Source organism: Parasphingorhabdus sp., from assembly GCF_059726685.1.
Map to the genome: position 1 here is coordinate 2,315,352 of NZ_AP041068.1, position 25,239 is coordinate 2,340,590.

The 25,239-nt window shown below is 51.8% G+C and carries 23 protein-coding genes; 15 read left to right on the top strand and 8 right to left on the bottom strand.

Features of this window, described 5'->3' with window-relative positions; translation table 11 throughout:
• Positions 1-12: 12 nt before the first annotated feature.
• The 4 genes from AC6I9Z_RS11485 to murI form a co-directional block, all read right to left on the bottom strand.
• On the bottom strand, positions 13-1,587 hold the full coding sequence (locus tag AC6I9Z_RS11485; protein ID WP_461455962.1) for a cisplatin damage response ATP-dependent DNA ligase: 1,575 nt from the start codon (positions 1,585-1,587) through the stop codon (positions 13-15).
• A 3-nt stretch (positions 1,588-1,590) separates the two neighbouring features.
• On the bottom strand, positions 1,591-2,595 hold the full coding sequence (locus tag AC6I9Z_RS11490) for a ligase-associated DNA damage response exonuclease (RefSeq protein WP_461455963.1): 1,005 nt from the start codon (positions 2,593-2,595) through the stop codon (positions 1,591-1,593).
• A gap of 40 nt (positions 2,596-2,635) precedes the next feature.
• Positions 2,636-3,850, bottom strand: a complete 1,215-nt coding sequence (gene hemA, locus AC6I9Z_RS11495) for a 5-aminolevulinate synthase (protein ID WP_461455964.1) — start codon at positions 3,848-3,850, stop codon at positions 2,636-2,638.
• Positions 3,851-3,959: 109 nt separating this feature from the next.
• Complete coding sequence (murI, locus tag AC6I9Z_RS11500; RefSeq protein WP_461455965.1) at positions 3,960-4,772, bottom strand: glutamate racemase; 813 nt, start codon at positions 4,770-4,772, stop codon at positions 3,960-3,962.
• Positions 4,773-4,920: 148 nt separating this feature from the next.
• Between murI and plsY the strand changes: the two genes are divergently transcribed.
• The 4 genes from plsY (at position 4,921) to AC6I9Z_RS11520 (ending at position 9,983) form a co-directional block, all read left to right on the top strand.
• Positions 4,921-5,514 (top strand): glycerol-3-phosphate 1-O-acyltransferase PlsY, encoded by a 594-nt coding sequence (plsY, locus tag AC6I9Z_RS11505; RefSeq protein ID WP_109356996.1) that lies wholly within the window; start codon positions 4,921-4,923, stop codon positions 5,512-5,514.
• A 29-nt stretch (positions 5,515-5,543) separates the two neighbouring features.
• Positions 5,544-6,656, top strand: a complete 1,113-nt coding sequence (dprA, locus tag AC6I9Z_RS11510) for a DNA-processing protein DprA (RefSeq protein WP_461455966.1) — start codon at positions 5,544-5,546, stop codon at positions 6,654-6,656.
• Positions 6,657-6,767: 111 nt separating this feature from the next.
• On the top strand, positions 6,768-9,341 hold the full coding sequence (gene topA, locus AC6I9Z_RS11515) for a type I DNA topoisomerase (protein ID WP_461455967.1): 2,574 nt from the start codon (positions 6,768-6,770) through the stop codon (positions 9,339-9,341).
• 42 nt (positions 9,342-9,383) lie between these two features.
• Complete coding sequence (locus tag AC6I9Z_RS11520) at positions 9,384-9,983, top strand: class I SAM-dependent methyltransferase (RefSeq protein ID WP_461455968.1); 600 nt, start codon at positions 9,384-9,386, stop codon at positions 9,981-9,983.
• 82 nt (positions 9,984-10,065) lie between these two features.
• Here AC6I9Z_RS11520 and AC6I9Z_RS11525 read toward each other — a convergent pair whose 3' ends face one another.
• A complete protein-coding gene (locus AC6I9Z_RS11525; protein ID WP_461455969.1) occupies positions 10,066-10,740 on the bottom strand; it encodes a PilZ domain-containing protein in 675 nt (224 codons plus the stop codon).
• A gap of 248 nt (positions 10,741-10,988) precedes the next feature.
• On the opposite strand from AC6I9Z_RS11525, the gene AC6I9Z_RS11530 reads away from it, so the two are divergent.
• Entirely contained in the window at positions 10,989-12,176 is a 1,188-nt protein-coding gene (locus tag AC6I9Z_RS11530) for a GGDEF domain-containing protein (protein ID WP_461455970.1), read from the top strand.
• Between the two features lie 29 nt (positions 12,177-12,205).
• Here the strand turns inward: AC6I9Z_RS11530 and era are convergent, their stop codons facing one another.
• Genes era through lepB form a run of 3 tightly spaced genes read right to left on the bottom strand, consistent with a single transcriptional unit; the run spans position 12,206 to position 14,563 of the window.
• The gene (gene era, locus AC6I9Z_RS11535; RefSeq protein ID WP_461455971.1) at positions 12,206-13,099 is read right to left on the bottom strand and encodes a GTPase Era; all 894 of its coding nucleotides are present in this window, start codon (positions 13,097-13,099) and stop codon (positions 12,206-12,208) included.
• Entirely contained in the window at positions 13,096-13,764 is a 669-nt protein-coding gene (gene rnc, locus AC6I9Z_RS11540) for a ribonuclease III (RefSeq protein WP_461455972.1), read from the bottom strand. The genes era and rnc overlap by 4 nt, the downstream gene beginning before the upstream one ends.
• On the bottom strand, positions 13,757-14,563 hold the full coding sequence (gene lepB / locus AC6I9Z_RS11545) for a signal peptidase I (RefSeq protein WP_461455973.1): 807 nt from the start codon (positions 14,561-14,563) through the stop codon (positions 13,757-13,759). The genes rnc and lepB overlap by 8 nt, the downstream gene beginning before the upstream one ends.
• A 157-nt stretch (positions 14,564-14,720) precedes the next feature.
• On the opposite strand from lepB, the gene pgi reads away from it, so the two are divergent.
• From pgi to AC6I9Z_RS11595, 10 genes are all read left to right on the top strand, one after another.
• Complete coding sequence (gene pgi, locus AC6I9Z_RS11550) at positions 14,721-16,214, top strand: glucose-6-phosphate isomerase (protein ID WP_461455974.1); 1,494 nt, start codon at positions 14,721-14,723, stop codon at positions 16,212-16,214.
• A gap of 18 nt (positions 16,215-16,232) precedes the next feature.
• Entirely contained in the window at positions 16,233-17,579 is a 1,347-nt protein-coding gene (gene gor, locus AC6I9Z_RS11555; protein ID WP_461455975.1) for a glutathione-disulfide reductase, read from the top strand.
• 139 nt (positions 17,580-17,718) lie between these two features.
• Positions 17,719-19,245: an acyl-CoA carboxylase subunit beta gene (locus AC6I9Z_RS11560; protein WP_461455976.1), complete on the top strand. Its 1,527-nt coding sequence runs from the start codon at positions 17,719-17,721 to the stop codon at positions 19,243-19,245.
• A 23-nt stretch (positions 19,246-19,268) separates the two neighbouring features.
• Positions 19,269-19,604: a contact-dependent growth inhibition system immunity protein gene (locus AC6I9Z_RS11565; RefSeq protein WP_461455977.1), complete on the top strand. Its 336-nt coding sequence runs from the start codon at positions 19,269-19,271 to the stop codon at positions 19,602-19,604.
• On the top strand, positions 19,605-20,549 hold the full coding sequence (locus AC6I9Z_RS11570; protein WP_461455978.1) for a DUF808 domain-containing protein: 945 nt from the start codon (positions 19,605-19,607) through the stop codon (positions 20,547-20,549).
• Positions 20,546-20,980, top strand: coding sequence for a methylmalonyl-CoA epimerase (gene mce / locus AC6I9Z_RS11575; protein WP_461455979.1), 435 nt, complete (start codon positions 20,546-20,548; stop codon positions 20,978-20,980). The genes AC6I9Z_RS11570 and mce overlap by 4 nt, the downstream gene beginning before the upstream one ends.
• Positions 20,981-21,050: 70 nt before the next feature.
• The gene (locus AC6I9Z_RS11580; RefSeq protein ID WP_461455980.1) at positions 21,051-21,836 is read left to right on the top strand and encodes an enoyl-CoA hydratase-related protein; all 786 of its coding nucleotides are present in this window, start codon (positions 21,051-21,053) and stop codon (positions 21,834-21,836) included.
• Positions 21,836-23,974 (top strand): methylmalonyl-CoA mutase, encoded by a 2,139-nt coding sequence (gene scpA / locus AC6I9Z_RS11585; protein ID WP_461455981.1) that lies wholly within the window; start codon positions 21,836-21,838, stop codon positions 23,972-23,974. The genes AC6I9Z_RS11580 and scpA overlap by 1 nt, the downstream gene beginning before the upstream one ends.
• Positions 23,971-25,005 (top strand): biotin synthase BioB, encoded by a 1,035-nt coding sequence (gene bioB / locus AC6I9Z_RS11590; protein WP_461455982.1) that lies wholly within the window; start codon positions 23,971-23,973, stop codon positions 25,003-25,005. The genes scpA and bioB overlap by 4 nt, the downstream gene beginning before the upstream one ends.
• Entirely contained in the window at positions 25,002-25,238 is a 237-nt protein-coding gene (locus AC6I9Z_RS11595) for a hypothetical protein (protein WP_461455983.1), read from the top strand. Before bioB ends, AC6I9Z_RS11595 begins: the two co-directional genes overlap by 4 nt.
• The last annotated feature ends 1 nt before the right edge of the window (position 25,239 follow it).

Below are 25,239 nucleotides of genomic sequence, written 5' to 3' on the forward strand. Positions count from 1 at the left end.
TGCAGGCTTTTTTCATGAAATCATCTTTTTCAGAGTTTCCACGCGATCGGCTTCTTCAGCGGGCTTGTCGGTCCTGATGCGTGATATTCTTGGGAAACGCATAGCCAAACCCGACTTATGGCGTTTGCTTTCATGCACGGAATCAAACGCGACTTCCAAAACCATTGTTTTTTCGACTTCGCGGACAGGACCAAAACGATTCAGTGTATGTTGCCTGACAAAACGGTCGAGCATTTTCAGCTCGTCGTCCGTAAAACCTGAATAAGCTTTTCCGACAGGAAAAAGCTCCCCATCTTCCGTCCAGCAACCAAACGTATAATCAGAGTAGAATGAGGATCTCTTTCCGGAGCCGCGCTGCGCGTACATCATAACGCAATCTGCCACCAACGGATCGCGCTTCCACTTATACCAAAGACCCGTTTTCCGGCCTGATATATAAGGACTATCTTTCCTTTTGAGCATCACGCCTTCAATCGCTGCATCTCTTGCACAGTCCCTGATTTCGCTGAGATGATCAAAATCACGCGCGTCCAGTATCGTTGATATGTCGAAGCGCTTGGTATTCAGTTTTGGCACGAATGTTTCGAGCGTGCTCCGGCGGTCAATCCAGCTCCGCTCTCGCAAGTCGGTTTCGCCATCAAATAAAATATCATACAGCCTCACAAATGCCGGGTAGTCATTCTGCATCTTTGCCGATACTTTTTTGCGGCCCAATCTTTGCTGCAAGGCATTGAAACTTGCTGCCTCACCGCCCTGATATTCGCCTCGAACAAGGAGCTCGCCATCCAACACGCCAACAGCGGCAAAGGCTTTCGAAACATCGGGAAAAGACCGGGTGATGTCATCTCCTCCTCTACTAAACAATCGTGTTTCTTGTCCGGTGCCAACAATCTGAATACGGATACCGTCCCATTTCCACTCGGCCGCATAGTCAGCCAGATCAACCTTTCTGTCTTCTAGCGGATGGGCCAGCATGAATGGTCTGAAAAACGGGACGCCGGTCAGGTCTGGGCGATCAGCCTGGCCTTCTCCCCATGAGAACAATTCTGAATATGGAGGCTCCAACGCATGCCACACCTCTTCAACATCTTCGACCGACATATCAAAGGCTTGCGCAAATGCTTTTTTTGCTAACCGTGCGGAAACGCCTACACGCATTCCCCCGGTTGCCAGCTTCAATAGTGCGTAACGTTCATTGGAACCCATCCGGTCCATGAAATTGGCCAGCAATATTGGTGCATCCGCGCGGGTGACCGACGCCAACTCGTCCACAATTTCACCTACAGTCGGTATCCCGACTACCGATTTATCAGTCTGCTCAGACCAGATAAGCGCCACTGTTTCTGCAGTGTCTCCAACAAAATCACGACTTAATCGAAATAGCGTTTCATCGACCCGTTCCATTGCCATATTGCGGACAGCAGAAGCTTTGACAGTCGGGAAGTCCAGCTCGCCGGTTAATGCTGCCAATACCCAGCCACGATCAGGGTCAGGTGCCTTTTTCAGATAAGCGCTAATCAAACCCAGCTTGTCGTTGCGAGACCGCGTATAGATGAGCCGATCAAGGAGGTTTGAGAAATCCTGCATGTGTCAGTCATCTTCCTCTTCGCGGCCCACGAGCTCCAATGCTTTTGCCTTGATCTGGTTCAGGGCACACCAATGGACCAGTGCATCTTCACGGCCATGTGTCACCCAAGTTTCCGTAGGAGATACATCTTTGATAGTCTGGGTCAGTTCATCCCAATCGGCATGATCTGACATGATGATGGGTAGCTCTACATTGCGTTGGCGGGCCCTTTGCCGGACGCGCATCCAACCAGACGCCATAGCAGTTACCGGATCCGGTAACCGGCGGCTCCAGCGGTCGTTAAGAGCAGAAGGCGGAGCGAGTATGATCTGTCCGCGCATGACTTCTTTTTCGGTCTCCATGACCGGTTGAATGTCTCCCAGATCGACGCCAAGCTCCCCATAAAGCTTACACATTTTTTCCAGGGCACCATGCAAATAGATTGTGTCATTATATCCCGCGGCTCTTAACTCCCCAATGACCCGTTGCGCCTTGCCCAGCGCATATGCGCCAACGAGTATGCAACGCTCAGGATGAGCTTTTTTTGCAGACAGTAATTTCTGGATTTCTACATCTGTGCTTGGATGCTTAAAAACAGGGAGTCCAAAGGTGGCTTCGGTAATGAAAATATCACAGGGTATTACCTCAAAAGGAGCGCAGGTCGGATCCGCTCGGCGTTTATAGTCTCCGGTCGCAACAACCCGCTCACCTTGATACTCCATCAATATTTGCGCGGACCCCAGAACATGCCCTGCAGAATGGTAACTTATCTTAACGCCGCCCAGTTCGATTCCTTCGCCATAGGGAACTGGCTGGCCTTCGTTAGTCCCATAACGGAGATTCATGATTGCCAGAGTCTCTGGAGTAGCCCAAACCTTTTCATGACCACCTCGCGCATGATCAGCATGGCCGTGCGTGACCAACGCACGTGAAACCGCGCGGGAAGGATCAATCCACGCATCTGCGGGTTTGACATAGATGCCATGCGGGTGGGGTTCTATCCAATGGGATGATTTGATCATACCCATCTATAGCGCCAGAACTTCAAAAAGTTCCAGTGCAACGCAATCAGGCTGCGAGTTGCAATTCCATTCTGCCCCAGATCTCAACCAGAGCCTTGGTAAGCTCGGCCATCATTTCTTCAGTGTGGACCGGGCCAGGCGTAAAGCGCAAGCGCTCCAAACCTCTTGGAACCGTTGGATAATTGATGGGTTGAACGTAAACACCATATTCAGCCAACAAGATGTCGCTGATCTTCTTGGCTTTGACTGGATCACCCACCAACAGCGGGACTATGTGAGTGGTAGAGTCCATCACAGGTAGACCCGCGTCAGAGAACATGGTTTTCAGCAATTGCGCTGCCGCCTGCTGGCCATCACGCTCTGCATTTGATTTTTTTAGATGCCGCACACTTGCTAAGGCGCCTGCAACAAGAACTGGAGACAGGCTGGTGGTAAAAATAAAACCCGGTGCGTATGACCGGATTACATCGATAATCTTTTGATCGGCGGTAATGTAGCCACCCATCACACCTACTGCCTTGGCCAGCGTACCTTCGATAATTGTGATACGGTCTGCCGCTGCGTCCCGCTCTGAAATGCCGCCGCCATGGTTTCCGTACATGCCTACAGCATGGACTTCATCACAATAGGTAAGTGCATTATACTTGTCAGCCAGATCACAGATAGCATGTAATGGTGCTACATCACCATCCATAGAATAGATGCTTTCAAAGGCAATCAGCTTGGGAGCGTCTGGATCTTCCGCAGCCAACAGCTCTTCAAGATGCTCCAGATCATTGTGACGAAACACGCGTTTCTCACAGCCGCTATTCTTGATACCTGCAATCATCGATGCATGGTTCAATTCGTCGGAGAAAATAATACAACCTGGCAGAATTTTGGTCAGCGTCGACAGAGTGGCTTCGTTTGAAACATAACCGGATGTGAAGAGCAGCGCACCAGATTTTCCATGCAAATCAGCCAATTCACTTTCCAGCTGAACATGATAGTGCGTATTGCCACCGATATTGCGAGTGCCGCCTGAACCGGCGCCCACATCATGCAAAGCTTCTTCCATTGCAGAGATGACATCCGGGTGCTGACCCATAGCCAGATAGTCATTGGAACACCAGACAGTAACCGGCTTTGGGCCATTATGGTGCGCGAAGCAGCGCGCGTTGGGAAAGGTCCCTTTGTTTCGCAATATATCGATAAAAACACGATAGCGACCTTCACTATGAAGGCGATCAATCGCTTGAGAAAAAACCTTATCGTAGTTCACTTTACACCATTTCCTGTGTCATTTTTCTATCAAGCGATCCCTCAAAAAAGCCCAATAACGGCCTTTTCAACGAATTTCCAGCGCGAACCATTCGCAATAAGCTATTTCGCTATAAGGCTTCCAGTTTTGTGAGCCCAAATTCATCCAAGCTATTTTGATAAGGCGGCAATTTCTCCAAATCACCAGTCGTCACAAACACACCGTTTTCAGAGGTTTTTGGCCAACTGACGCCGCGACTAAGATATGCAATTCGTCTCGCAATTCCTTGTGAACCATCGATAAATTGAATGTCTCTTACAAAAGATTTTTGCAATTCCGTTTGCACCAATGGAAAGTGAGTACAGGCTAAAATGACCGTATCTATCTTTTCGCCATCCTGTTGTTCGGTCAAGCCCGCAACCGCGGCCTCAATAAGGGTGCTATCGGGTACCTCACCACGCAGTTTTGCTTCGGCAGCATGCACCAGATCAGAAGCGCCAAATCGTATCAATTTTTTGTCAGCTGCAAATTCTGAGGCCAAACGATCGACATAGGGCTGACGAATCGTAGCGCGCGTGCCGAGTAGGCCAATAACTCCGGTTTTCGTCATTTGGCTGGCTGGCTTTATCGCAGGGACCGTTCCCACGACCGGAATGTCGAGGACAGATCGAACCACATCAAGCGCGATGGTGGACGCAGTGTTGCATGCGATCGTGACCAATTGCGGTTTGTAGCGTTCAACAAGCCGGCCAAGCAAAAGAGGAATTCTCGTAGAAAGCTCGTCTTCAGATTTCATGCCATAAGGCATACCTGCATAGTCAGCCGCGTAGATAATGGGCGCTTTAGGCAACAATTTCTTTGTTTCACGAAGGACCGACAGTCCTCCTATGCCTGTATCGAAAAATAGAAGCGGGCCGGACATGTTTGCTTGATTGCCTGTCATTATTCGGCCCTTAACTAAGGTAAACGCGTTCTTCAACCGCATCGATTGATCTTACAACTGGTTGATCTTACCTGTTTTTACAACGCAAAACCCTTGCTCAAAGGCTTTCTTACAGATAGCCCTCGGAAATCAAAGGGGATTTGGTACGATGCAATCCATGTGGATTGAACCAATTTTGGCTGTTTTCTTCGGTTATATGCTGGGATCGATACCCTTTGGCCTGCTGTTAACACAGTTAACGGGCAGCGGAGATCTTCGGACGATTGGGTCAGGGAATATTGGTGCGACCAATGTTTTACGGACTGGTAACAAGGCGATTGCGGCGCTGACGCTGTTGCTGGATGTTGGCAAAGGGGCCGCGGCAGTGCTTGTTGCAGCGAGTTTTTCGGACGGATTGGGCGTATTGGCCGGAATGGGTGCTTTTTTGGGGCACCTCTACCCTGTCTGGCTGAAATTCAAAGGTGGCAAAGGCGTTGCGACCTTGCTGGGCATTGTTGCCGCATTAGACCCTATATTGGGTATAGTCTTTGCCGTTACATGGATCGCAGCCCTAGTAATTCTGCGCTATTCTTCCGTCAGTGGCATGCTGGCGTCCGTCTCAGTCCCTATAGCCGCTGTAATAACCGCCCATTATTCATGGACCCCGATGTTTATAGGTTTCGCATTACTTGTAATCTGGAAGCATCGCGCTAATGTCGAGCGACTATTAGCAGGCGAAGAACCCAAAGTCGGAGCCTCCTGACTTCCCCTAACCGTTACACGGTATGTAAGATGAATGACGATTTTGATCGGCTGCGGCTGATTCGATCCGCCAATATCGGCCCGGTCAGCTATATTCAGTTGATCCACCGCTATGGCTCCGCCGCGAAGGCGCTGGACATGATTCCCGAACTGGCAGCACGAGGCGGGGGCAGGGCGCCGCGCCTTGCTGAACGGGGCGCTGTCAAACGGGAGATGGACAGGGTTCAAAAACTCGGAGCGCGCTATATTTTTCTGGGCGACCCCGACTATCCCTTTCTGCTTGCGGAACTGAGCAACGCGCCACCCGCGCTGATTTACCGTGGTAACCTCTCCCTGCTCGGCCATCCCGCCGTTGCAATCGTCGGCGCCCGCAATGCCTCTGCCGCCGCATGCCGCTTTGCCAGAGACCTTGCGAACGCACTTATGTCGGAAGGCATAACGGTGGTTTCCGGTCTGGCGAGGGGAATAGACACCGCGGCACACCAGGGGTCGCTTGCCAAATCGGCTGTCGCGGTCATCGCTGGCGGGATAGATGTTCATTATCCGCCCGAAAACGAAGCGCTGCAACAACAGATCGCGCGAGATGGCCTGCTGATTGCAGAACAACCGCCCGGCACCGAGCCCAAGGCAAGGCATTTTCCCTATCGCAACCGTATCATCGCCGGATTGACAAGAGGCACAGTGGTTGTTGAAGCCGCGCCGAAGTCCGGTTCCTTGATTACAGCGCGTCTGGCATCCGAGGCGGGACGCCATGTCATGGCAGTTCCCGGATCACCGCTTGATCCACGCTCCCGGGGTTGCAACGGCCTGATCCGGGAGGGTGCCATCCTTATTCAGTCGGCGGAAGATGTTCTGGAGCTCATCAGTCATTTTGATGACCAGGCAGCGGGCGCAAACATGCCCTATGATCTGTTTGACAGTACAGGTGATGGAGCGAAGTTCAGGGAAACACCGCCTGAAGACATTGATGACGCAGCACGGCAGGCTCTAGCCGATTTGCTGAGCATGACGCCGGTATCAGTGGATGAGCTGGTCCGGCAATCCGGCCTATCCGCTTCGTCGGTACAGATGATTTTGCTGGAGCTTGAGCTGGCAGGTCGATTGACCCGCCATGCTGGTGCCCGCGTAAGTTTGCCTAGTTGAAATCCTTCAAAATTCGGCTAAATGGCATTTTCGTCGATCAAGGGCTTGACGAACGTCTAACCTGTGCAACAGCCTCGCGCGTATACGTGAGACAAATGAAAATCGGAAAATATGCAATTAGTAATCGTTGAGTCACCCGCCAAAGCGAAAACAATCGAAAAATATCTGGGTTCGGATTTCAAGGTACTGGCTTCTTACGGCCATATCCGCGACTTACCGCCCAAAGATGGCTCGGTTGACCCGGACGATGGTTTTTCCATGGTCTGGCAGCCTTATTCGGACAAGACCAAGCAGCTGAAAGCGATTACCGACGAATCCAAAAAGGCGACCCGCCTCGTTCTCGCAACTGACCCTGATAGGGAAGGAGAAGCGATTAGCTGGCACGTGCTTGAGGTTCTGAAGAAGAAAAAAGCACTGCCCGAAAAAGTGGATCGCGTGACGTTTAACGCAATTACGAAATCGGCAGTTACCGAGGCCATGGCTCATCCGCGGACGCTGGATGACGATTTGATCGACGCTTACCGTGCCCGCCGCGCATTGGACTATCTTGTCGGTTTCACGCTGTCACCGGTATTGTGGCGCAAGTTACCCGGTGCCAAATCCGCTGGTCGCGTCCAGTCGGTCGCACTGCGTTTGATTGTCGAGCGCGAGCGCGAAATCGAGGTTTTTAATCCACAGGAATATTGGTCGATCACATCGCAGATGGAGCAGGGTGGTCAGGCATTTGAAGCCCGCCTGACTATCCATCAGGGTAAAAAGCTTGGCAAGATGGATCTGTCCAACGAGGCCGAAGCAACTGTTGCCAAAACAGCGGTTGAAAACGGCCTGTTCACGATTGAAACAGTTGAAACCAAGCCACTTACCCGCAATCCGCCGCCGCCGTTTACAACCTCAACCTTGCAACAGGAAGCGGCGCGTAAACTCGGCTATTCGGCAAGCCACACCATGCGGATTGCTCAGCAGCTTTATGAAGATGGCGCGATTACCTATATGCGTACGGATGGCGTACAAATGGATGACAGCGCCATTTCTGCCGCGCGTAAGGCGATTTCCGATCGTTATGACGCCAGCTATGTCCCGGACAAACCCCGTGTCTACAAGTCCAAAGCCAAAAACGCTCAGGAGGCCCATGAAGCCATCCGTCCAACCAGCTTTACCCGCGACAGTGTGGGCAGCGGTGATCATGCGAAGCTTTACAGCCTGATCCTGAAACGCGCCATGGCCAGCCAGATGGCCGCCGCACGTCTGGAACGCACGACGATCGATATGCTCGACGGTACCGGTCAGACCGGTCTGCGCGCAACCGGGCAGGTTGTGAAATTTCCTGGCTTTATGGCACTTTACGAAGAAGGCCGCGACGACAGCAAAGATGAAAATGGCGGCTTGTTGCCAGCTATGTCCAAAGGTGACAGCCCAGCGAAAAAATCCGTCGAAGCCAATCAGCATTTCACCCAACCTCCGCCGCGTTACAGCGAAGCAAGCCTGGTCAAGAAGATGGAAGAACTCGGCATTGGCCGTCCTTCTACCTATGCCTCGATCATCAAAACGCTCAAAGATCGAGCCTATGTCCGAACCGAAGGAAATCGTTTCTTTGCAGAGGAAAGCGGGCGCCTCTTAACAGGTTTTCTGGAAAGATTTTTCCAACGCTATGTCGCTTATGAATATACGGCAGAGCTGGAGGATGAGCTGGACGAAGTCAGTGGCGGCCGTGCAGAATGGCAGAAGATTCTCGAAGCCTTCTGGCATGATTTCAAACCCAAGACAGCCGAAGTCATGGAGAAACTGCCGTCCGAAGTTACGGCGGAACTCGACAAATTTCTGGAGCCTTATCTGTTCCCGGAAAAAGAAGACGGCAGCGATCCGCGCCTATGTCCTCGCTGTAACGAGGGCAAGCTGGCCTTGCGCGGTGGCCGCTTCGGGGCCTTTGTAGCCTGTTCCAACTATCCTGATTGCAAATATACGCGCCGTTTTGCCCAAGGCGGCGGAGCCAATGCTGACGAGGACGAAGGCCCGCAGGACTTGGGCATCGATCCCGATACGGATGAAAAAATCACCAAAATGGTCGGCCGCTTCGGCCCCTATGTCCAGCGCGGCGAGGGTAAGGAAGCAAAAAGGTCTTCTATTCCCAAAGATGTGCCGGCGGAAGATTTTGGCCTGGAATGGGCATTAAAACTGCTTTCCCTGCCACGCGAAGTCGGCATGCACCCGGAGACGGGCAAGGAAGTCAACGCGCAGATAGGCCGCTATGGTCCCTATTTAAGCCACGACGGCAAGTCCGCACGGCTTGAAAATACTATGGAGGTGTTTGAAATCGGTATGAACGCGGCGGTTGCGAAGCTCGCAGATGCAGCGAAAAACGGTAAAGGCAGCCGCAGAGGCGCTGAGCCGTTAAAGATCATGGGCAAACATCCGCGCACCGAAGAAGAAATCAAGCTGATGGATGGCCGCTATGGTCCCTATGTCACCGATGGCACAACCAACGCGTCGCTGCCCAAGACGGTGGACAAGGACCAGCTGACACTGGAAGAAGCGGCGCAGTTGATTGATGATCGCGCGGCGAAAGGCCCAGCTAAAAAACGCAGGAAGAAGGCGGCGCCTAAGAAGAAGGCTGCGGCGAAGAAAAAAACCGCAGCGAAGAAGAAACCAGCGGCTAAAAAGGCGGCAGCGAAGGCAAAAGCGGAATAGCGGCGTTCTCTGCATGCACAACATGGTTGAGGATGCAAGATTATGGAACCCTCGGTTCTTGGCGAAAAGTATGACAAAATTGCACAGTGGTGGAATGATCGTCACAATAGTTCCAGCTACGGAGTGGAACAGTTCAAAAGGGCGATTGGTTTTGCGCCAGATGGCGGTTCAGCTCTCGATGTAGGATGCGGAGCTGGCGGGCGGTTTATCCGTATTTTGCAATCAAATGGATACAAGGTTACCGGTCTGGACGTATCCAAAGAAATGATACGACTCGCTTCGCAAAATCATCCTGAAGAAGATTTTATTCATCAAGACATCAATTCGTGGGAAACATCAAAAAAGTTCGACTTCATCGTTGCTTGGGACAGTATTTTTCATCTACCTCTCGACATGCAAAAGCCAGTTCTTACAAAGCTATGCCAGCTTTTGAACGAGAATGGAGTGTTGATATATACTTTTGGGGATGGGTCAGGCGGTGGCGAAAGTGAATGGTGTAACGACACTTTTTATTACAGCACGATCGGGATAACTGAAAACATCCGAGTCCTCTTGGACAACGGCTTGTCGCTGATGCACATGGAACTTGATCAATATCCTGAAACGCATGTCTACGTTATTGCAGTTAAACAATTGCGATGAGCGGAATGTCGACAGTCTAAACTTAGCGTTCAATGTCCGCTTTCAAGATAAAGCAAACATCCTTGAGAAAGCCCAAAGTCCCTTAACCCAGTTCAACCCCACGCCCTGATTCAGGTTTTGTTTCCGTGGTATAAAAGTTCGCCAACCAATCGGTAATCTGGGGAACGGAAACCCGTTTATGGAATTTAATCCCGATTTCCGATCCTTTTTGCCACCTGACGGTACCGGTTATGTCACCCAATTGTGGAACCACCAATGTCAGTTGATTGCCAACTTCACACAGATAATCAGCATCAATCCGGATTCCGGCGGGTGAAATATCGCAGATTTCGGCTTTGACCAAAGTTGAACCGATCCTGAAAACTATGGCTTGCCGCATGTGCACCCGCGGCAACCGAGAGAGTTGGTACTTATTGTGGACCCGCAAGCTTGCGAGCAGTTCATTCACGTTGATTTCATTTTGGAATTGCATGCCCACCAATGCGTCTTTGCGCCAGCGTATGCTCCCGGTAAGTGCCACGTCATCAGTCAAAGCAACTGTTGCGGTGTCTCCCATTTCAAAGCTGGGATGTATCTCGATCATGACGCCGCTTCCCGAGATATTCTTTATGAAGCCCCAACCTTCAGCCGTGCCCGATACGATTTTTGCCAGGCGAAAAACAGTGAGCTGACGTTCCTTTTTCCGACGTTCCTGGTCGATTTTCCCGTTGCTGCCATTAAAGGCTCCAAACTCAGCCGTTTGAACATTACCGACCATTTAATTTTACCTTATTCTGAAGTGGATAAAAAGAGTGGCTCAATTGTTGTGCGAGGGCCGCCGCCATTGTTGCTATGATCGAAGTCCTGAAACACTGTATTTATAACGGTCGTCTGTTTACTATCTTAAGGGGCGATTTCGTCTAATTGTACGATGGATTGCGAAACGCCTTTAAGGACGTGCTCCACCTTTAGGATTGGTATCTGCCGTCCCTTAAATAGAACCCTGTTTTTCCGTCCAATGATCGGATGATTGAAGCGAACCTTATCTTCCGCAGCTTGATGGTTGTGATTCTGGCATTGTTTGCCACGGTGTTTGCGGTCATCTATCTATATGATCGCAAGCAGCATATGGCGGGATGGCTTGCCTTCGCCTATCTCTGCGGCCTTGGGGCGTTTCTGGTAGATATCAGTCGATCATTTTTGGATCCTGTTATTTCGGATATGGTGGCCAAACTGCTGTTCTGGTGCTTCAGCATAGGCCTGATTTTGGCAATTTTTTCACACTATAGAGCGCGGTATCCACTGATCGCCATTGGCGGGATAGCAAGCGTTGGACTTATACCATTACTCTGGTTTAGCTTCGTTGGCCCTGATATCATCATGCGGTCAATTTTCTCGTCCCTGACTGCGGGGTTGATATTATCCTGTGCGCTACCGCTGTTCTGGAAGAAGCGCAGCGGCGTGCTTGACAACATCATGTTCTTTCTGATCGCAGCATTGTGTTTCATATATTTCCTACGACCATATGTGATTTACGGAGTCCTTGATGCGACACACACTGCCGCCAATTATCAGGGGTCCGTTTATGCTATGGCATTGCACGCCTCGAGTGCCATTTGCGGCCTGGCATGCGGTGTCGTGATGCTGATAGTAGTCGGTCATAACATTATCCTCAAATATCAACTGGCTACCACGACCGACCCGCTTACCGGCCTTATGAACCGGCGTGGACTCGATCAGTTTATCAGCAAAGAACTCGGCAAAAACGCGATGACAGACCGTGCGGTAATGATTGTCGATCTCGACGAATTCAAGAAGGTAAACGACAATTTTGGCCATGAAACCGGTGACAATGTACTCACACGAGCCGCATCGGTTCTACAGAGAGTGACTGGTAATCTGGGTAAGGTAGGGCGCATCGGCGGCGAAGAATTTATTGTAATCCTCGACAGAGTAACGTCGGGAGATCGCCTGATCGTGGCGCAACATCTGAGGTTATCGATCGGGATGATCGTTCACCCCGAGATTGCGCCTGAAGATCGAATAACAGCCAGCTTTGGTTTAGCCGTGATACTCCAGGACGAGAGTTTTGCCATGGCCTTACGCCGCGCTGATTCGGCGTTGTACGAGGCCAAAGCCGGGGGCCGCAACTGTGTGGTTGAGGCGCATAATGACAACAGCTTTACCCAGATTAGATATATCGAACGTTACTAGACCAGGCGGCGAATATTCGACATCTGCGCCTATTTAACCCAATCCAATCCCATATCCTGATAGAGGCTCTTGTCTTCATCCCAATTCGCGCTGACTTTGACGTGAAGATAGAGATGGACGGTCTTACCCAATATTTCGGATAGTTCGGCCCGGGCCTTGGCACCGATATCCTTGATCTGGTGACCGCCTTTGCCAAGAATGATCGCGCGTTGGGTTGGCTTTTCTACTAGGATTTGCTGGTGAATTTCCAACGAGCCATCTGGACGTTCCTTATATTGCTCCATCGCGATGGCTGTCGCATAAGGCAACTCCGCATGAAGCTGGCGGAAAACCTGTTCCCTGGTAATCTCGGCCGCCAAAAGCCTTTCGCTAACGTCCGACACCTGATCTTCGGGAAAATGCCACGGGCCTTCAGGCATCGCGTCGACCAGAAAGGACTTGAGCTCGTCGAGCCCATCACCGGTTTTGGCGCTGACAAAAAACGTTTCACTAAACCCGCACAAATCATTTAACTTGGTGACATGGGTGAGTAATTTGTCCTTCGCTGCAATGTCGACCTTGTTCATTACCAGAATCAATTTTTCCGGACGGTGCTTGATGCGTTCCACAATCGACGTGACTTTGGGACCAAGACCCGCACGCGAGTCCACCAGCATAACGATGATATCGGCATCTTCTGCACCATCCCAGGCGGCAGAGACCATCGCGCGGTCAAGTCGGCGGCGCGGTTCAAAAATACCAGGCGTATCGACGAGGAGCAGCTGCGCCTCATCCTCAATCGCGATACCTAGCAGCCGAGTACGCGTCGTTTGTGGCTTAGAACTGGTGATCGCCACCTTCTGACCAACAAGGGCGTTGATCAACGTCGATTTACCTGCATTGGGCGCGCCGATCAGCGCCACTACACCGCATTTTTGAGTCATGTGTATTTTTCCAGAAACAGTTTTGCAGCGGTTGTCTCGGCGGTCTGAATCGAGGAAGCCGTTGCTTCCACTTCACCCACCTTATTGATACTGGCTTTCACTGTGAAGCGCAGATCATGATGCGGACCAGCTTTCTCAACCAGCTGATAAACGGGCATCTTGCGATTATGTGCCGCGGCCCATTCCTGTAGCGCGGATTTGGGATGCCGGACATCCTTCGCCATGCCGGAGATCCGTCCGCCCCAATGTTTGAGGATGAAGTCTTTCGCTATGTCCATCCCATGATCAAGATAAACAGCTCCAATCAAAGACTCCATAACGTCACCCAAGACCTTGGCGCTCTGCCGGGCGCCATCATCTCGTGCTTGCTTACCAAGTAACAAATGAGTGGAAACTCCGGTGTCTCGCGCAATCTCTCCGCAGACTTTGCCCGAGACTAGTCCATTGAGCCGCTGAGACAGCTTGCCTTCCGGTTCATTCGGGAACTGTTTGTAAAGTTGCGCCGCTATGGTGAGTCCCAAGACACGGTCACCCAGAAATTCCAGACGCTGATAGTCGTCATCACCAAAGCTGCCATGGGTCACTGCACGGATATAAAGCGTCTCGTCACCGGGTTTCTTCCCGGTTAATTTGGTCAGCCAATCCAGAAATTCCGGTTTATTCAAAGCCCTCTCCAATACGCCCCCACCGCGCCGCGCTAAACCAAGTCCATGGTTTGATCCACTCGGCAGACCCGTCGGTCGAGAAGACCGAAACCAGCGCACGTCCTACCAGATTTTCTTGTGGGACCATACCAATAGCTTGTCCTTCTATTGCAGGAAAACGACTATCGGCGCTGCGATCACGATTGTCACCCATCAGGAACATATGTCCGTCTGGTACAACAAAAGTCTCTGTATTGTCGCCTTCGGATGCTTCGTTGACGTCGAGTACCTTGTATTTTCTGCCGTTGGGTAGTGTTTCTTCAAACTGAGGATAACGACAAATTCGTTCGCCATCGGCATTGGTTGTTTCAAAATATGTGGCATAACAGGGGCTGTTGACAGACACAGCATGTACATAATCGTCAATCTTCTTGCGCTGGACCTCAGCACCATTGATCGAAACGACACCGTTGGTCACCTGAACAATATCACCGGATAGAGCGATAACCCGTTTGATATAATCATCAGTGCCGCTGGGCGGTGCCTTGAAGACGACTACATCACCGGGCTCAGGCGTGTTGGCTAATATTCTGCCTGGAATGACAGGAACACCGAACGGCATGCTATATTTGGAATAACCATAGGGCCATTTCGCGACGAGCAGATAATCCCCGACCATCAGACGCGGCTGCATGGATTCCGAAGGGATATTGAAAGGCGAGACGATGAAGCTGCGCAAAATTATGACGAACAAAGCCAGTTTTACGAGGAAGACCATGAAGTCAGCGGTTTCAGAGCGCGGAGCGGATTTATCTTTCATCGCGCCCCTTTGCTGATAATGGCGCGTGCGGTCAAGAGACAGTATTTAGCGATGATAGCTGGTGATTTGGCCTTGTTCATCAAAGGGTCGCAGGATAGAGCTAAGATCGAAAAGGCGGGGCTACTAGGTCGTTGTAAATAACAAGAAAGAATATGCTTTGGATCATTGGAACGCGATTGAAACCCAATCCGCATCAACTTTGAAAAACCTGTTCGAAGCGGATCCGGAACGGACCGAGCAATTCGGCTTCGAACAATCCGGTATCTATTTTGATTTTTCGAAAACACACATGGACAGTGCCTTGCTTGAAGTCTTTCAAAAGCTTGCCACTGACAGGAACCTGTCCAAGCAAATTGAAGCCCTGACCAGTGGCGTCACCATAAATACCAGCGAAGGTCGCGCAGCGGAACATACAGCGGAGCGCGGAATAGGTGCAGAAACCAGTGTTGAAAATGCCCAATTGCTGAAAAACCGCATGCAAGCTTTGGTTCAGGCAATCGAGGCAAGTGCGCTTGGGGAAATTGAACATATCATCCATCTTGGAATAGGTGGTTCGGCATTGGGACCGGAATTACTGCTCGAAGCGTTGAAAATCGGCGATGAAAAATATCAAACGGCGGTCATCTCGAATATTGATGGTTGCGCGCTAGAGCCTGTGTTGGAGCGATTTGATGCACAAAAGACGCTGCTCGTCATAGCATCGAAAAGCTTCACCACAGCAGAAACATTTCTGAACGCGAGATCGGTTACGGACTGGATGACGGAGCAGGGTGTCTCTGATCCATTCGGTAAAATCGTTGCGTTGACGGCAATGCCCGACAGGGCCGTTGAATGGGGAATTGATGAAAGCCGTATATTGCCGTTCTCGGAGACAGTTGGCGGGCGTTATTCACTTTGGTCCTCGATTGGATTTAGCGTTGCGCTTACGCTCGGCGTCGAGGTTTTCAATGACTTGCTCGCGGGTGCAGCGGAAATGGACGAGCATTTCAAACAGACGCCATTTGATCAGAATATTCCGGTTATAGCTGCCTTCTGCGACCAATATTACAGCCAGGTCAGGAATTGCGAGACACGCGCAGTCTTTGCCTATGATGAAAGACTGAGGCTGTTGCCGGACTATCTGCAACAGCTTGAAATGGAAAGTAACGGCAAATCGGTTTTGGCAGATGGCAAACCGCTGGATCGCCATAGCAGTCCGATAGTCTGGGGCGGGGTAGGGACCGACGCCCAACACGCCGTGTTCCAGCTGCTGCACCAAGGTACCCATCTGGTGCCGGTTGAATTTTTGGCTGTGATTGAGCCGGGCCATTCATTGGCGGCCGAACATCATCTGGGATTATTACTCAATTGTTTCGCACAGAGCGCTGCGCTGATGGCCGGCAAAACTTCCGATGATAGTAATCGAAATTATCCGGGTGACAGGCCATCAACGACTCTATTACTGGACGATCTCGACGGGCGGACACTAGGGGCACTCATTGCCTTTTATGAGCATCGCACTTTTGCAAATGCGGTACTCTTGGGCATTAATCCGTTTGATCAATTTGGTGTTGAATTGGGCAAAGAAATGGCCAATGCGCTTTTGGCAGGGGACAGTAACCAAATGGACGCTTCGACCGAAGCATTAAAAAACCGGGCATTTCCCGCCTGAGTTATCAAGGAATAAATAATGTCGGAATATGATTATGACCTGTTCGTCATCGGCGCGGGTTCAGGTGGAACCAGAGCGGCGCGGGTGTCGGCTTCATACGGTGCTAAAGTTGCAGTTGCGGAAGAATATCGCGTAGGCGGTACTTGTGTCATTCGCGGCTGTGTGCCGAAAAAGATGCTGGTGTACGGCTCTCATTTTTCCGAAGATCTCGAAGATGGCAAAAATTTTGGCTGGACTTGGGAAAATGCCAAGTTTGATTGGACAAAGCTGCGCGATCATATTCTTGCCGATGTCGATCGGTTGAACTCGGCTTACACCCAAACCCTGAATAACCATGATGTCGAAATCATATTGGAGCGCGCTGAGATTGTTGGCCCGCATGAAGTGAAACTGGCCAGCGGCAAGACCGTAACCGCCAAATATATACTGGTTGCTGTGGGCGCTTGGCCTGATGTGGCGGAATTCCCAGGCAGTGAGCATATGCTGACTTCCAATGAAATGTTCCATCTGGAGAAGCTGCCTGAAACAGTCATCATCTCCGGTGGCGGGTATATCGCAAATGAATTTGCCGGCATATTCAACGGCCTCGGCAGTGAAGTCTTCGTTGTAAACCGCTCGGATGTGATCTTGCGTGGTTATGACGAGAGCTTGCGCGACCGTTTACTGCAGATTGCGATGACCAAGGGTATAAATTACAAATTCAACTGCACGTTCGACAAGATTGAAAAACGCGAAGATGGCGCGCTAGATGTCTACATGGACGGCAAGCCTGCCATGCGGGCCGATGTTGTCCTTGCTGCAACCGGTCGGCGTCCGAAAATTGATGGCCTTGGCCTCGAAAATGCTGGCGTCGAAACCAACGAGAAAGGCGCCATCAAGGTCGATGAGTATAGCCGGACCAATGTCGATAGCATCTATGCCGTCGGCGATGTGACGGACCGTGTTCAGCTGACCCCGGTTGCCATTCGCGAAGGACAGGCTTTTGCCGATACCGTATTCAACAATACACCGCGGACTGTTGATTATGATTGCATCCCGTCAGCGGTATTCTCTCAGCCGCCAATTGCTTCCGTTGGCCTGACCGAAGGCGAGGCGCGGACACAATATGGCAACATTAAAGTCTATTCGTCTGACTTTCGGGCAATGCGCAATGCTTTTGCGGATCGGCCGGAACGCAGTCTTTACAAGATGATCGTAGAGGCAACGAGCGAGAAAATTCTCGGCCTGCATATGATCGGCCCCGATGCGCCGGAGATTCTTCAGGCAGCGGCGGTCGCGGTCAAAGCGGGTTTAACCAAACAGGCGTTTGATGACACCGTCGCTTTGCATCCCAGCATGTCGGAAGAATTGGTCTTGTTGAAATAGGTTGACGTTACGGCAAAGGTCGTTTCGCGAGAAACTTAATTGATCGATTAATTTTTATTGACGATTGCATAATCCTCCGTGCATTGGCTAGGGACGTTTCCGTAGCCAAATCACAGTTCCAAATCATCTTGGGGGATTCATGCAGACGATTATCGAGCAACTCGAAGCCAAGCGCGCTGAAGCGCATCTCGGCGGCGGTCAAAAACGGATTGATTCTCAGCATGCCAAGGGCAAGCTAACCGCTCGCGAACGGATCGAAGTGTTGCTTGATGAGGGCTCGTTTGAAGAGATCGATACCTATGTCGAACATAATTGCGTCGATTTCGGCATGGAAGAGACGAAGGTACCCGGTGATGGCGTGGTCACTGGCTCCGGTACAATCAACGGCCGCCTCGTCTTTGTCTTCAGCCAGGATTTCACGGTCTTCGGCGGTTCACTGTCCGAACGCCATGCCGAGAAGATCTGCAAGGTGCTAGAAAATGCCATGAAAGTCGGCGCTCCGGTGATTGGCATTAATGATAGCGGCGGCGCGCGTATTCAGGAAGGTGTGGCGTCCCTGGGCGGTTATGCCGACGTGTTCCAGCGCAATGTTCTGGCGAGCGGGGTTATCCCGCAGCTCAGCCTGATCATGGGACCTTGTGCTGGCGGTGCCGTCTATTCACCTGCGATGACAGACTTCATCTTCATGGTGAAGGACAGCAGCTATATGTTTGTTACCGGACCCGATGTGGTGAAGACGGTGACCAATGAAATTGTAACGCAGGAAGAACTGGGCGGGGCAGTGACCCATACAACCAAGACCAGCGTTGCTGATGTCGCTTATGAGAATGATATCGAAGCGCTGCTCGCAGCACGTGATTTCATTGACTATATGCCGCTGAGCAATCGGGAAGAGGTGCCAGAGCGCCCCACGGCTGATCCGTGGGACCGGCTAGAGGATAGTCTCGATACTCTTATCCCCGCCAACGCCAACCAGCCTTATGATATGCATGAGGTCATTCAGAAAATGGTCGATGAAGGCGATTTTTTCGAGATCCAGCCAGCCCATGCCGCCAATATAATTTGCGGCTTTGGTCGTATAGAAGGCCAGACGGTAGGGGTGGTTGCCAATCAGCCGATGGTTCTGGCTGGTTGTCTCGACATCAATGCTTCGAAGAAGGCAGGGAGGTTTGTCCGCTATTGTGATGCGTTCAATATTCCGATTGTGACCTTGGTAGACGTGCCCGGCTTTCTCCCCGGTACTTCGCAAGAGCACAACGGCATTATCAAACACGGTGCCAAGCTGCTCTTTGCCTATGCCGAAGCAACGGTACCGAAGATCACGATTATCACGCGCAAAGCCTATGGTGGTGCTTATGACGTCATGGCGTCGAAGCATTTGCGCGGCGATCTGAACTATGCGTGGCCGACTGCCGAAATCGCAGTAATGGGGGCCAAAGGAGCAGTCGAGATTATCTTCCGTGGTAAGACCGAAGAGGAAATTGCCGAGAAGACTAAGGAATATGAAGACCGTTTCGCAAACCCGTTCATCGCGGCGCAGAAGGGCTTTGTTGATGAGGTAATCATGCCGCATTCAACGCGGAGAAGGGTGGCATTGGGCTTGCGAAAGCTGCGCAACAAGGAGTTAGAGAATCCTTGGAAGAAGCATGACAATATTCCTTTGTGATTGAAAGGCGTCGAGACTTTAGAATGCAAGCCGAGAAACGCTGGCCAAACTTGTATCAGTTTCTAGGTGGTTACGTGCATCAAAATTGGGATGATTTTTATTCCTCGCCTGAAGAAGCAATTGACCATGCAATATCAGAATTCACTTCGGAAATGTTGAGCGCTGTTATTCTTGAATGGTCTGCATGGAAGCAGGGAATAGCCAAGAAAACTGATCCCCGAAAATCTCTAAATGACGGTTTTGGTGTGAACGTGTTTTTCAGATTTCCCAATGACGCCAGAAAATTCATGAAAATGATTGATGAAAAACTGGATGTTGCAACCACCCCACCAAATCAACGCGATGGGATATCTAAATAAATGCCAACAGGACTAGTAGCCCTTCTCGACGACGTCGCAGCCATTGCCAAGGTGGCCGCAGCCTCAGTTGATGACATAAGCGCCGCGGCGGCGCGTGCAGGTGCCAAATCTGCCGGTGTTGTGATCGATGACGCTGCGGTCACCCCGCAATATGTGACAGGTTTTAGCCCGGCGCGCGAACTGCCGATGATCTGGAAGATCGCCAAGGGATCGATCAAAAACAAGCTTCTGTTCCTGCTTCCGGCAGCGGTTCTCCTTGGCCAGTTTGCGCCTTTTCTTATCCCGATCATCCTGATCCTTGGAGGTCTCTTCCTTTGCTACGAGGCTGCGGAGACGGTGCTTGAGTGGCTCCATGTCGATGAGACGACTAAGCATGACAAACCTGCCATTGTCGAGGGCCCGGGACGCGAAGATGAAATGGTATCCGGCGCTATCCGTACTGATTTCATCCTGTCCGGTGAGATTATGGCCATCGCCCTGTCCGAAGTGACCGAAGAGGTTTGGTGGCAACAGGGCATCATCCTTGCGTTGATCGGTATTGTGATAACAGTGGGTGTTTATGGCGTGGTCGCCTTGATTGTTAAGATGGACGATGTGGGTTTGCACCTGGCGACTGAAAATGACGGCTTCGTGGCTTCCTTCGGCCGCAGTCTGGTGGCGTTCATGCCGAAATTACTCGCGACTATCTCGATCATTGGCACATTGGCCATGGCGTGGGTTGGCGGAGGCTTGCTGGTACACAATATCGCCGCCGTTGGCTGGCATGGCCCGGAGCATCTGATCGATATTATTTCCCATCCTCTGGTTGGGTTATTTCCAGAAAACGCCCAGCTATTTGCCAGCGGGATCAGTTTTGCGATACTATCCGGATTGTTCGGCGTAGCCATCGGCGCAGTGATCGCGCCATTGGTCCACAAAATCATTCCGCACGGAGAAGCACATTGAAACTAGGCCGCCTCAATCATATCGGCGTCGTCACACCGTCCATTCCGGACAGCATAGCGCATTGGCAAGATGTCATGGGGGCGACGAAAATCCACGATCCGTTTGATTTGCCGGCGCAGGGCGTAAAGGTCTGCTTTGTTGACACACCAGCTGACGGTCCCACCAACGGCACGCAGATTGAACTCATCGAACCGCTTGGCGAGGACAGTCCAATCCACGGCTTCCTTTCCAAGAATCCATTGGGCGGACAACATCACATCTGCTTTGAAGTGCCAGATATCCATACCGCCAAATCCGAATTCGAAGCCATGGGCAAGCGCGTTTTGGGCGAACCGCGCATCGGCGCGCATGGAACACTTATCTTTTTTGTGCATCCCAAGGATATGGGCGGGATGCTAACCGAGATAATGGAAACACCTAAGGATCATTAATCCACCACAGAAAATACTATAAAGTTGATCCGGCATCGAACCGGCTTGACGCCACTCAAAGGGACAAAATATGGAATTCGAGAATATCAAATTGGACATCGCCGATCAGGTGGCAACCATCACGCTGAACCAGCCAAGCCGCTTGAACGCTTGTTCTCTGGACATGGCGGATGATTTGTTACTGGCACTGGACAAGCTGGAGGATGCACGAGCCGTCATCATTACCGGTGAAGGGCGCGCCTTTTGTGCCGGTGCCGATCTGCAGGCCAAAGGCGGCGACAGCGCTTTGTCAGGTGGGCAGGGCTCTTATGCGGCGCTGAATCAGCACTACAACCCGCTGATGCTGAAACTCGCCAAGCTGGATATTCCGACTATCACCGCGGTCAACGGCCCTGCCGCCGGCGTGGGTTGCTCCATTGCGCTGGCCAGTGACTTTGCCATTGCCGGTAAATCCGCCTATTTCTTGCAGGCCTTTGTCAATATTGGTCTGGTGCCCGATGGCGGTGCCAGCTGGATGCTCACCCGGCTGGTGGGCAAGGCCCGCGCCACCGAGATGATGATGCTCGGCGAAAAAATTCCCGGCGAAAAAGCCGCAGATTGGGGGTTGGTCTATAAATGTGTCGACGATGCAACCTTGATGGATGAAGCCAATGCACTGGCGAAGCGACTGGCCGGCGGACCAACTATTGCGCTGGGTGTCATGCGTCAAAATCTGGCCGCGGCGCTGGAAAGCGACTATGCTTCGGCCCTGTTGAAAGAAGCAGAGGGGCAGCGACTGGCCGGTGACAGCAACGATGCACGTGAAGGTGCGATTGCCTTCCTGCAGAAACGGAAAGCCGAATTTAAGGGCGAATAATGACTGACAAACCGACGATAGAAGACTGGAAAGCGCTCGCCAACAAAGAGGTTAAAGGGCGTGACCTGACGTGGGAAACGCCGGAAGGCATCGCTGTGAAACCGCTTTACACAGCGGATGATGCCGGCGATCCGGGCCTTCCTGGCTTCGGTCCCTTTACGCGCGGTGTGAAGGCCAGCATGTATGCCGGACGACCATGGACCATTCGTCAATATGCTGGCTTCTCTACCGCCGAAGAGTCCAATGCCTTCTATCGTCGTAATCTCGCTGCTGGTCAGAAAGGTCTCTCGGTAGCTTTCGACCTCGCGACCCATCGCGGCTATGACAGCGACCACCCTCGGGTTGTCGGCGATGTCGGTAAAGCTGGCGTCGCGATAGACAGTATCGAGGACATGAAAATCCTGTTCGACGGTATCCCGCTCGATACCATGTCGGTTTCGATGACCATGAACGGCGCGGTTATTCCTTGCCTAGCTTTCTACATTGTTGCTGCAGAAGAGCAGGGCGTCTCGCAGGATAAACTGGCCGGCACGATCCAGAATGACATTCTCAAAGAGTTTATGGTCCGCAACACCTATATCTACCCGCCTGCGCCTTCCATGCGGATTATTTCGGATATTATAGCCTATACGTCCGAGCATATGCCGAAATTCAATAGCATTTCGATCAGCGGTTATCATATGCATGAAGCCGGTGCGACGGCGGTACAGGAATTGGCCTTCACCATTGCCGATGGTCGTGAATATGCCAAACAGGCCATGGCGACAGGTCTCGACATTGATGCATTTGCAGGCCGCCTGAGTTTCTTTTTCGGCATCGGGATGAACTTCTTCATGGAAGTCGCCAAGTTGCGTGCCGCACGAACTTTGTGGCACCGCGTAATGACCGATCTCGGCGCACAATCGGAACGGTCCAAGATGTTACGGACCCATTGTCAGACATCAGGCGTTTCGCTGACCGAGCAGGATCCATACAACAACGTGATTCGGACGACCATCGAGGCGATGGCCGCTACATTGGGCGGCACCCAATCACTCCACACCAATGCGCTGGATGAAGCCATTGCTCTGCCGACCGACTTTTCCGCCCGGATTGCCCGCAACACACAAATTGTTTTGCAAGAAGAAGCCGGCATTACCAAAGTCGTCGATCCGCTCGGCGGCAGCTATTATGTCGAAGCCCTGACCGACGAACTGGTCGAAAAGGCCTGGGAGATTATCGAGCGGGTGGAAGCTGAGGGCGGCATGGCCAAAGCCGTGGCCGATGGCTGGCCCAAGGGCATGATCGAGGAAGCTGCCGCTGGTCGTCAGGCGCGGGTCGATAAAGGCGACGATGTTATTGTCGGGGTGAACAAATATGTTCTAGAAGACGAGGACCAGCTCGAAACACTCGATATCGACAATGCCAAAGTCCGGCAGGGGCAGATTGCACGCCTCGACAAGATGCGCAAAGAGCGCGATGAAGATGCCTGTCAGGCTGCGCTAAAAGCCATTACTGAAGGCGCTAAAGCCGATGGCAATATGCTTGCTCTCGCAGTCGATGCCGCGCGTAAACGCGCGTCTCTCGGCGAAATATCCGATGCGATGGAAGCGGCCTTCGGTCGCTATGCAACCAAGCCGACACCGGTGAAAGGCATTTACGGAGCTGCCTATGAAGGCGATCCTCAATATGCTCTGGTGGTGGATGGTGTTGATGCCGTGTCCCAACGCCTGGGCCGCAAACCGAAGATCCTTGTCGCCAAAATGGGGCAGGATGGCCATGACCGCGGTGCCAATGTCGTGTCCAGCGCTTTTACCGATATGGGATTCGATGTGATATCCGGTCCGCTATTCCAGACACCGGGAGAAACCCGCGATCTGGCTCTTTCGGAAAATGTTGATGCCGTAGGCGCGTCCAGTCTGGCCGCTGGCCACAAGACGCTGATCCCTGAATTGGTGCAGATGCTGCGCGATTCGGGACGCAGTGATATCAAGGTTTTTGCCGGCGGCGTTATCCCGCCGCAGGACTATGAATTCCTCCGTAAATCGGGTGTTGTCGGAATCTATGGACCGGGCAGCAATATTGTGGAATGTGCCGCAGACATATTGCGCCTGCTGGGCCACAACATGCCACCCGAAACCGAGGAAGCCGCTGAATGATCGACCCCGAGACTATCTCCCCCCAAAACGAAAATGATGTTAGACAAGACTGGTCCCGCGAAGAAATTGCCGACCTGTTCAATCTTCCCTTTGATGAATTGCTGTTTCAAGCAGCCACTGTACACCGTCAGCATCACACTCCCGGTCAGGTCCAACTGTCCACCCTTTTGTCCATCAAAACCGGTGGATGTCCGGAAGATTGCGGCTATTGCAATCAATCCGCCCATGCGGAAAGCGGCCTGAAAGCTGAAAAATTGCTCGACGTGCGTTCGGTTTTGCAAACCGCGGCACAGGCCAAAGATCGCGGCTCATCGCGTTTTTGCATGGGTGCTGCCTGGCGCAATCCCAAAGACCGCGACATGCCGGCGATTATCGAAATGGTTAAAGGCGTCCGGCAAATGGGCATGGAAACGTGCATGACCCTTGGCATGTTGACAAAGAAACAATCGGACATGCTGGCTGAGGCAGGGCTGGATTATTATAACCACAATATCGACACTTCACCCGAGCATTATGAAAAGGTGATTACGACGCGGACCTTTGATGATCGCCTGGAAACACTCGAAAATGTAAGGACCAGCGGAATCAATGTCTGTTCCGGTGGAATTGTCGGCATGGGCGAAACCCGGGAAGACCGGGTTGGCTTTGTGCACGCATTGGCGACATTGCCGAAACATCCAGAAAGCGTTCCGGTGAACGCGCTGGTTCCAGTCAAAGGCACGGTGCTTGGCGATATGCTGGCCGATACGCCGCTGGCTAAAATCGACGATATTGAGTTTGTCCGCACAATTGCAGTGGCTCGGATCACCATGCCTTCATCCATGGTACGACTATCCGCTGGTCGGGAATCAATGTCGGAAAGCACACAAGCGCTTTGCTTTATGGCAGGAGCGAACAGCATCTTTACCGGCGACAAGTTGCTGACGACCGGCAATGCAGGTGATGACGCGGATGAAGCGTTGTTTGAGAAATTGGGGTTGGTTCCGATGGAAGCGGAGCAGCGAGATGATGCGCTTGAGGCGGCTGAGTGACATCAAAGAAAACCCTTTTTAAACTGTTTGTGGTGACCTTTATCGGCGCCTTATGGTTTGGCTCAGCCGCAATTTTCTGGACATTCTCCAACTCTCAACTTGGTGGCTGTCAAAACGCACTGGAGATAGAAACTAGCGGTAGGGAATGTGGTGGGCCGTCATTGCTTTTTTTGGCTTCAGTTATTCTTCCCTACCTATTTTCCATTTTGTTGATTATTCGCGAGAAAAAGTAGA

Bases quoted from the DNA above. Each gene is read 5' to 3' on its own strand.
- plsY (WP_109356996.1), top strand. From the start codon at position 4,921: ATGCAATCCATGTGGATTGAACCAATTTTGGCTGTTTTCTTCGGTTAT.
- AC6I9Z_RS11580 (WP_461455980.1), top strand. From the start codon at position 21,051: ATGGAATTCGAGAATATCAAATTGGACATCGCCGATCAGGTGGCAACC.
- AC6I9Z_RS11525 (WP_461455969.1), bottom strand. From the start codon at position 10,740: ATGGTCGGTAATGTTCAAACGGCTGAGTTTGGAGCCTTTAATGGCAGC.
- murI (WP_461455965.1), bottom strand. From the start codon at position 4,772: ATGACAGGCAATCAAGCAAACATGTCCGGCCCGCTTCTATTTTTCGAT.
- AC6I9Z_RS11530 (WP_461455970.1), top strand. From the start codon at position 10,989: ATGATTGAAGCGAACCTTATCTTCCGCAGCTTGATGGTTGTGATTCTG.
- AC6I9Z_RS11565 (WP_461455977.1), top strand. From the start codon at position 19,269: ATGCAAGCCGAGAAACGCTGGCCAAACTTGTATCAGTTTCTAGGTGGT.
- AC6I9Z_RS11490 (WP_461455963.1), bottom strand. From the start codon at position 2,595: ATGGGTATGATCAAATCATCCCATTGGATAGAACCCCACCCGCATGGC.
- bioB (WP_461455982.1), top strand. From the start codon at position 23,971: ATGATCGACCCCGAGACTATCTCCCCCCAAAACGAAAATGATGTTAGA.
- AC6I9Z_RS11520 (WP_461455968.1), top strand. From the start codon at position 9,384: ATGGAACCCTCGGTTCTTGGCGAAAAGTATGACAAAATTGCACAGTGG.
- AC6I9Z_RS11485 (WP_461455962.1), bottom strand. From the start codon at position 1,587: ATGCAGGATTTCTCAAACCTCCTTGATCGGCTCATCTATACGCGGTCT.
- topA (WP_461455967.1), top strand. From the start codon at position 6,768: ATGCAATTAGTAATCGTTGAGTCACCCGCCAAAGCGAAAACAATCGAA.
- AC6I9Z_RS11560 (WP_461455976.1), top strand. From the start codon at position 17,719: ATGCAGACGATTATCGAGCAACTCGAAGCCAAGCGCGCTGAAGCGCAT.
- AC6I9Z_RS11570 (WP_461455978.1), top strand. From the start codon at position 19,605: ATGCCAACAGGACTAGTAGCCCTTCTCGACGACGTCGCAGCCATTGCC.
- gor (WP_461455975.1), top strand. From the start codon at position 16,233: ATGTCGGAATATGATTATGACCTGTTCGTCATCGGCGCGGGTTCAGGT.
- era (WP_461455971.1), bottom strand. From the start codon at position 13,099: ATGACTCAAAAATGCGGTGTAGTGGCGCTGATCGGCGCGCCCAATGCA.
- dprA (WP_461455966.1), top strand. From the start codon at position 5,544: ATGAATGACGATTTTGATCGGCTGCGGCTGATTCGATCCGCCAATATC.
- lepB (WP_461455973.1), bottom strand. From the start codon at position 14,563: ATGAAAGATAAATCCGCTCCGCGCTCTGAAACCGCTGACTTCATGGTC.
- scpA (WP_461455981.1), top strand. From the start codon at position 21,836: ATGACTGACAAACCGACGATAGAAGACTGGAAAGCGCTCGCCAACAAA.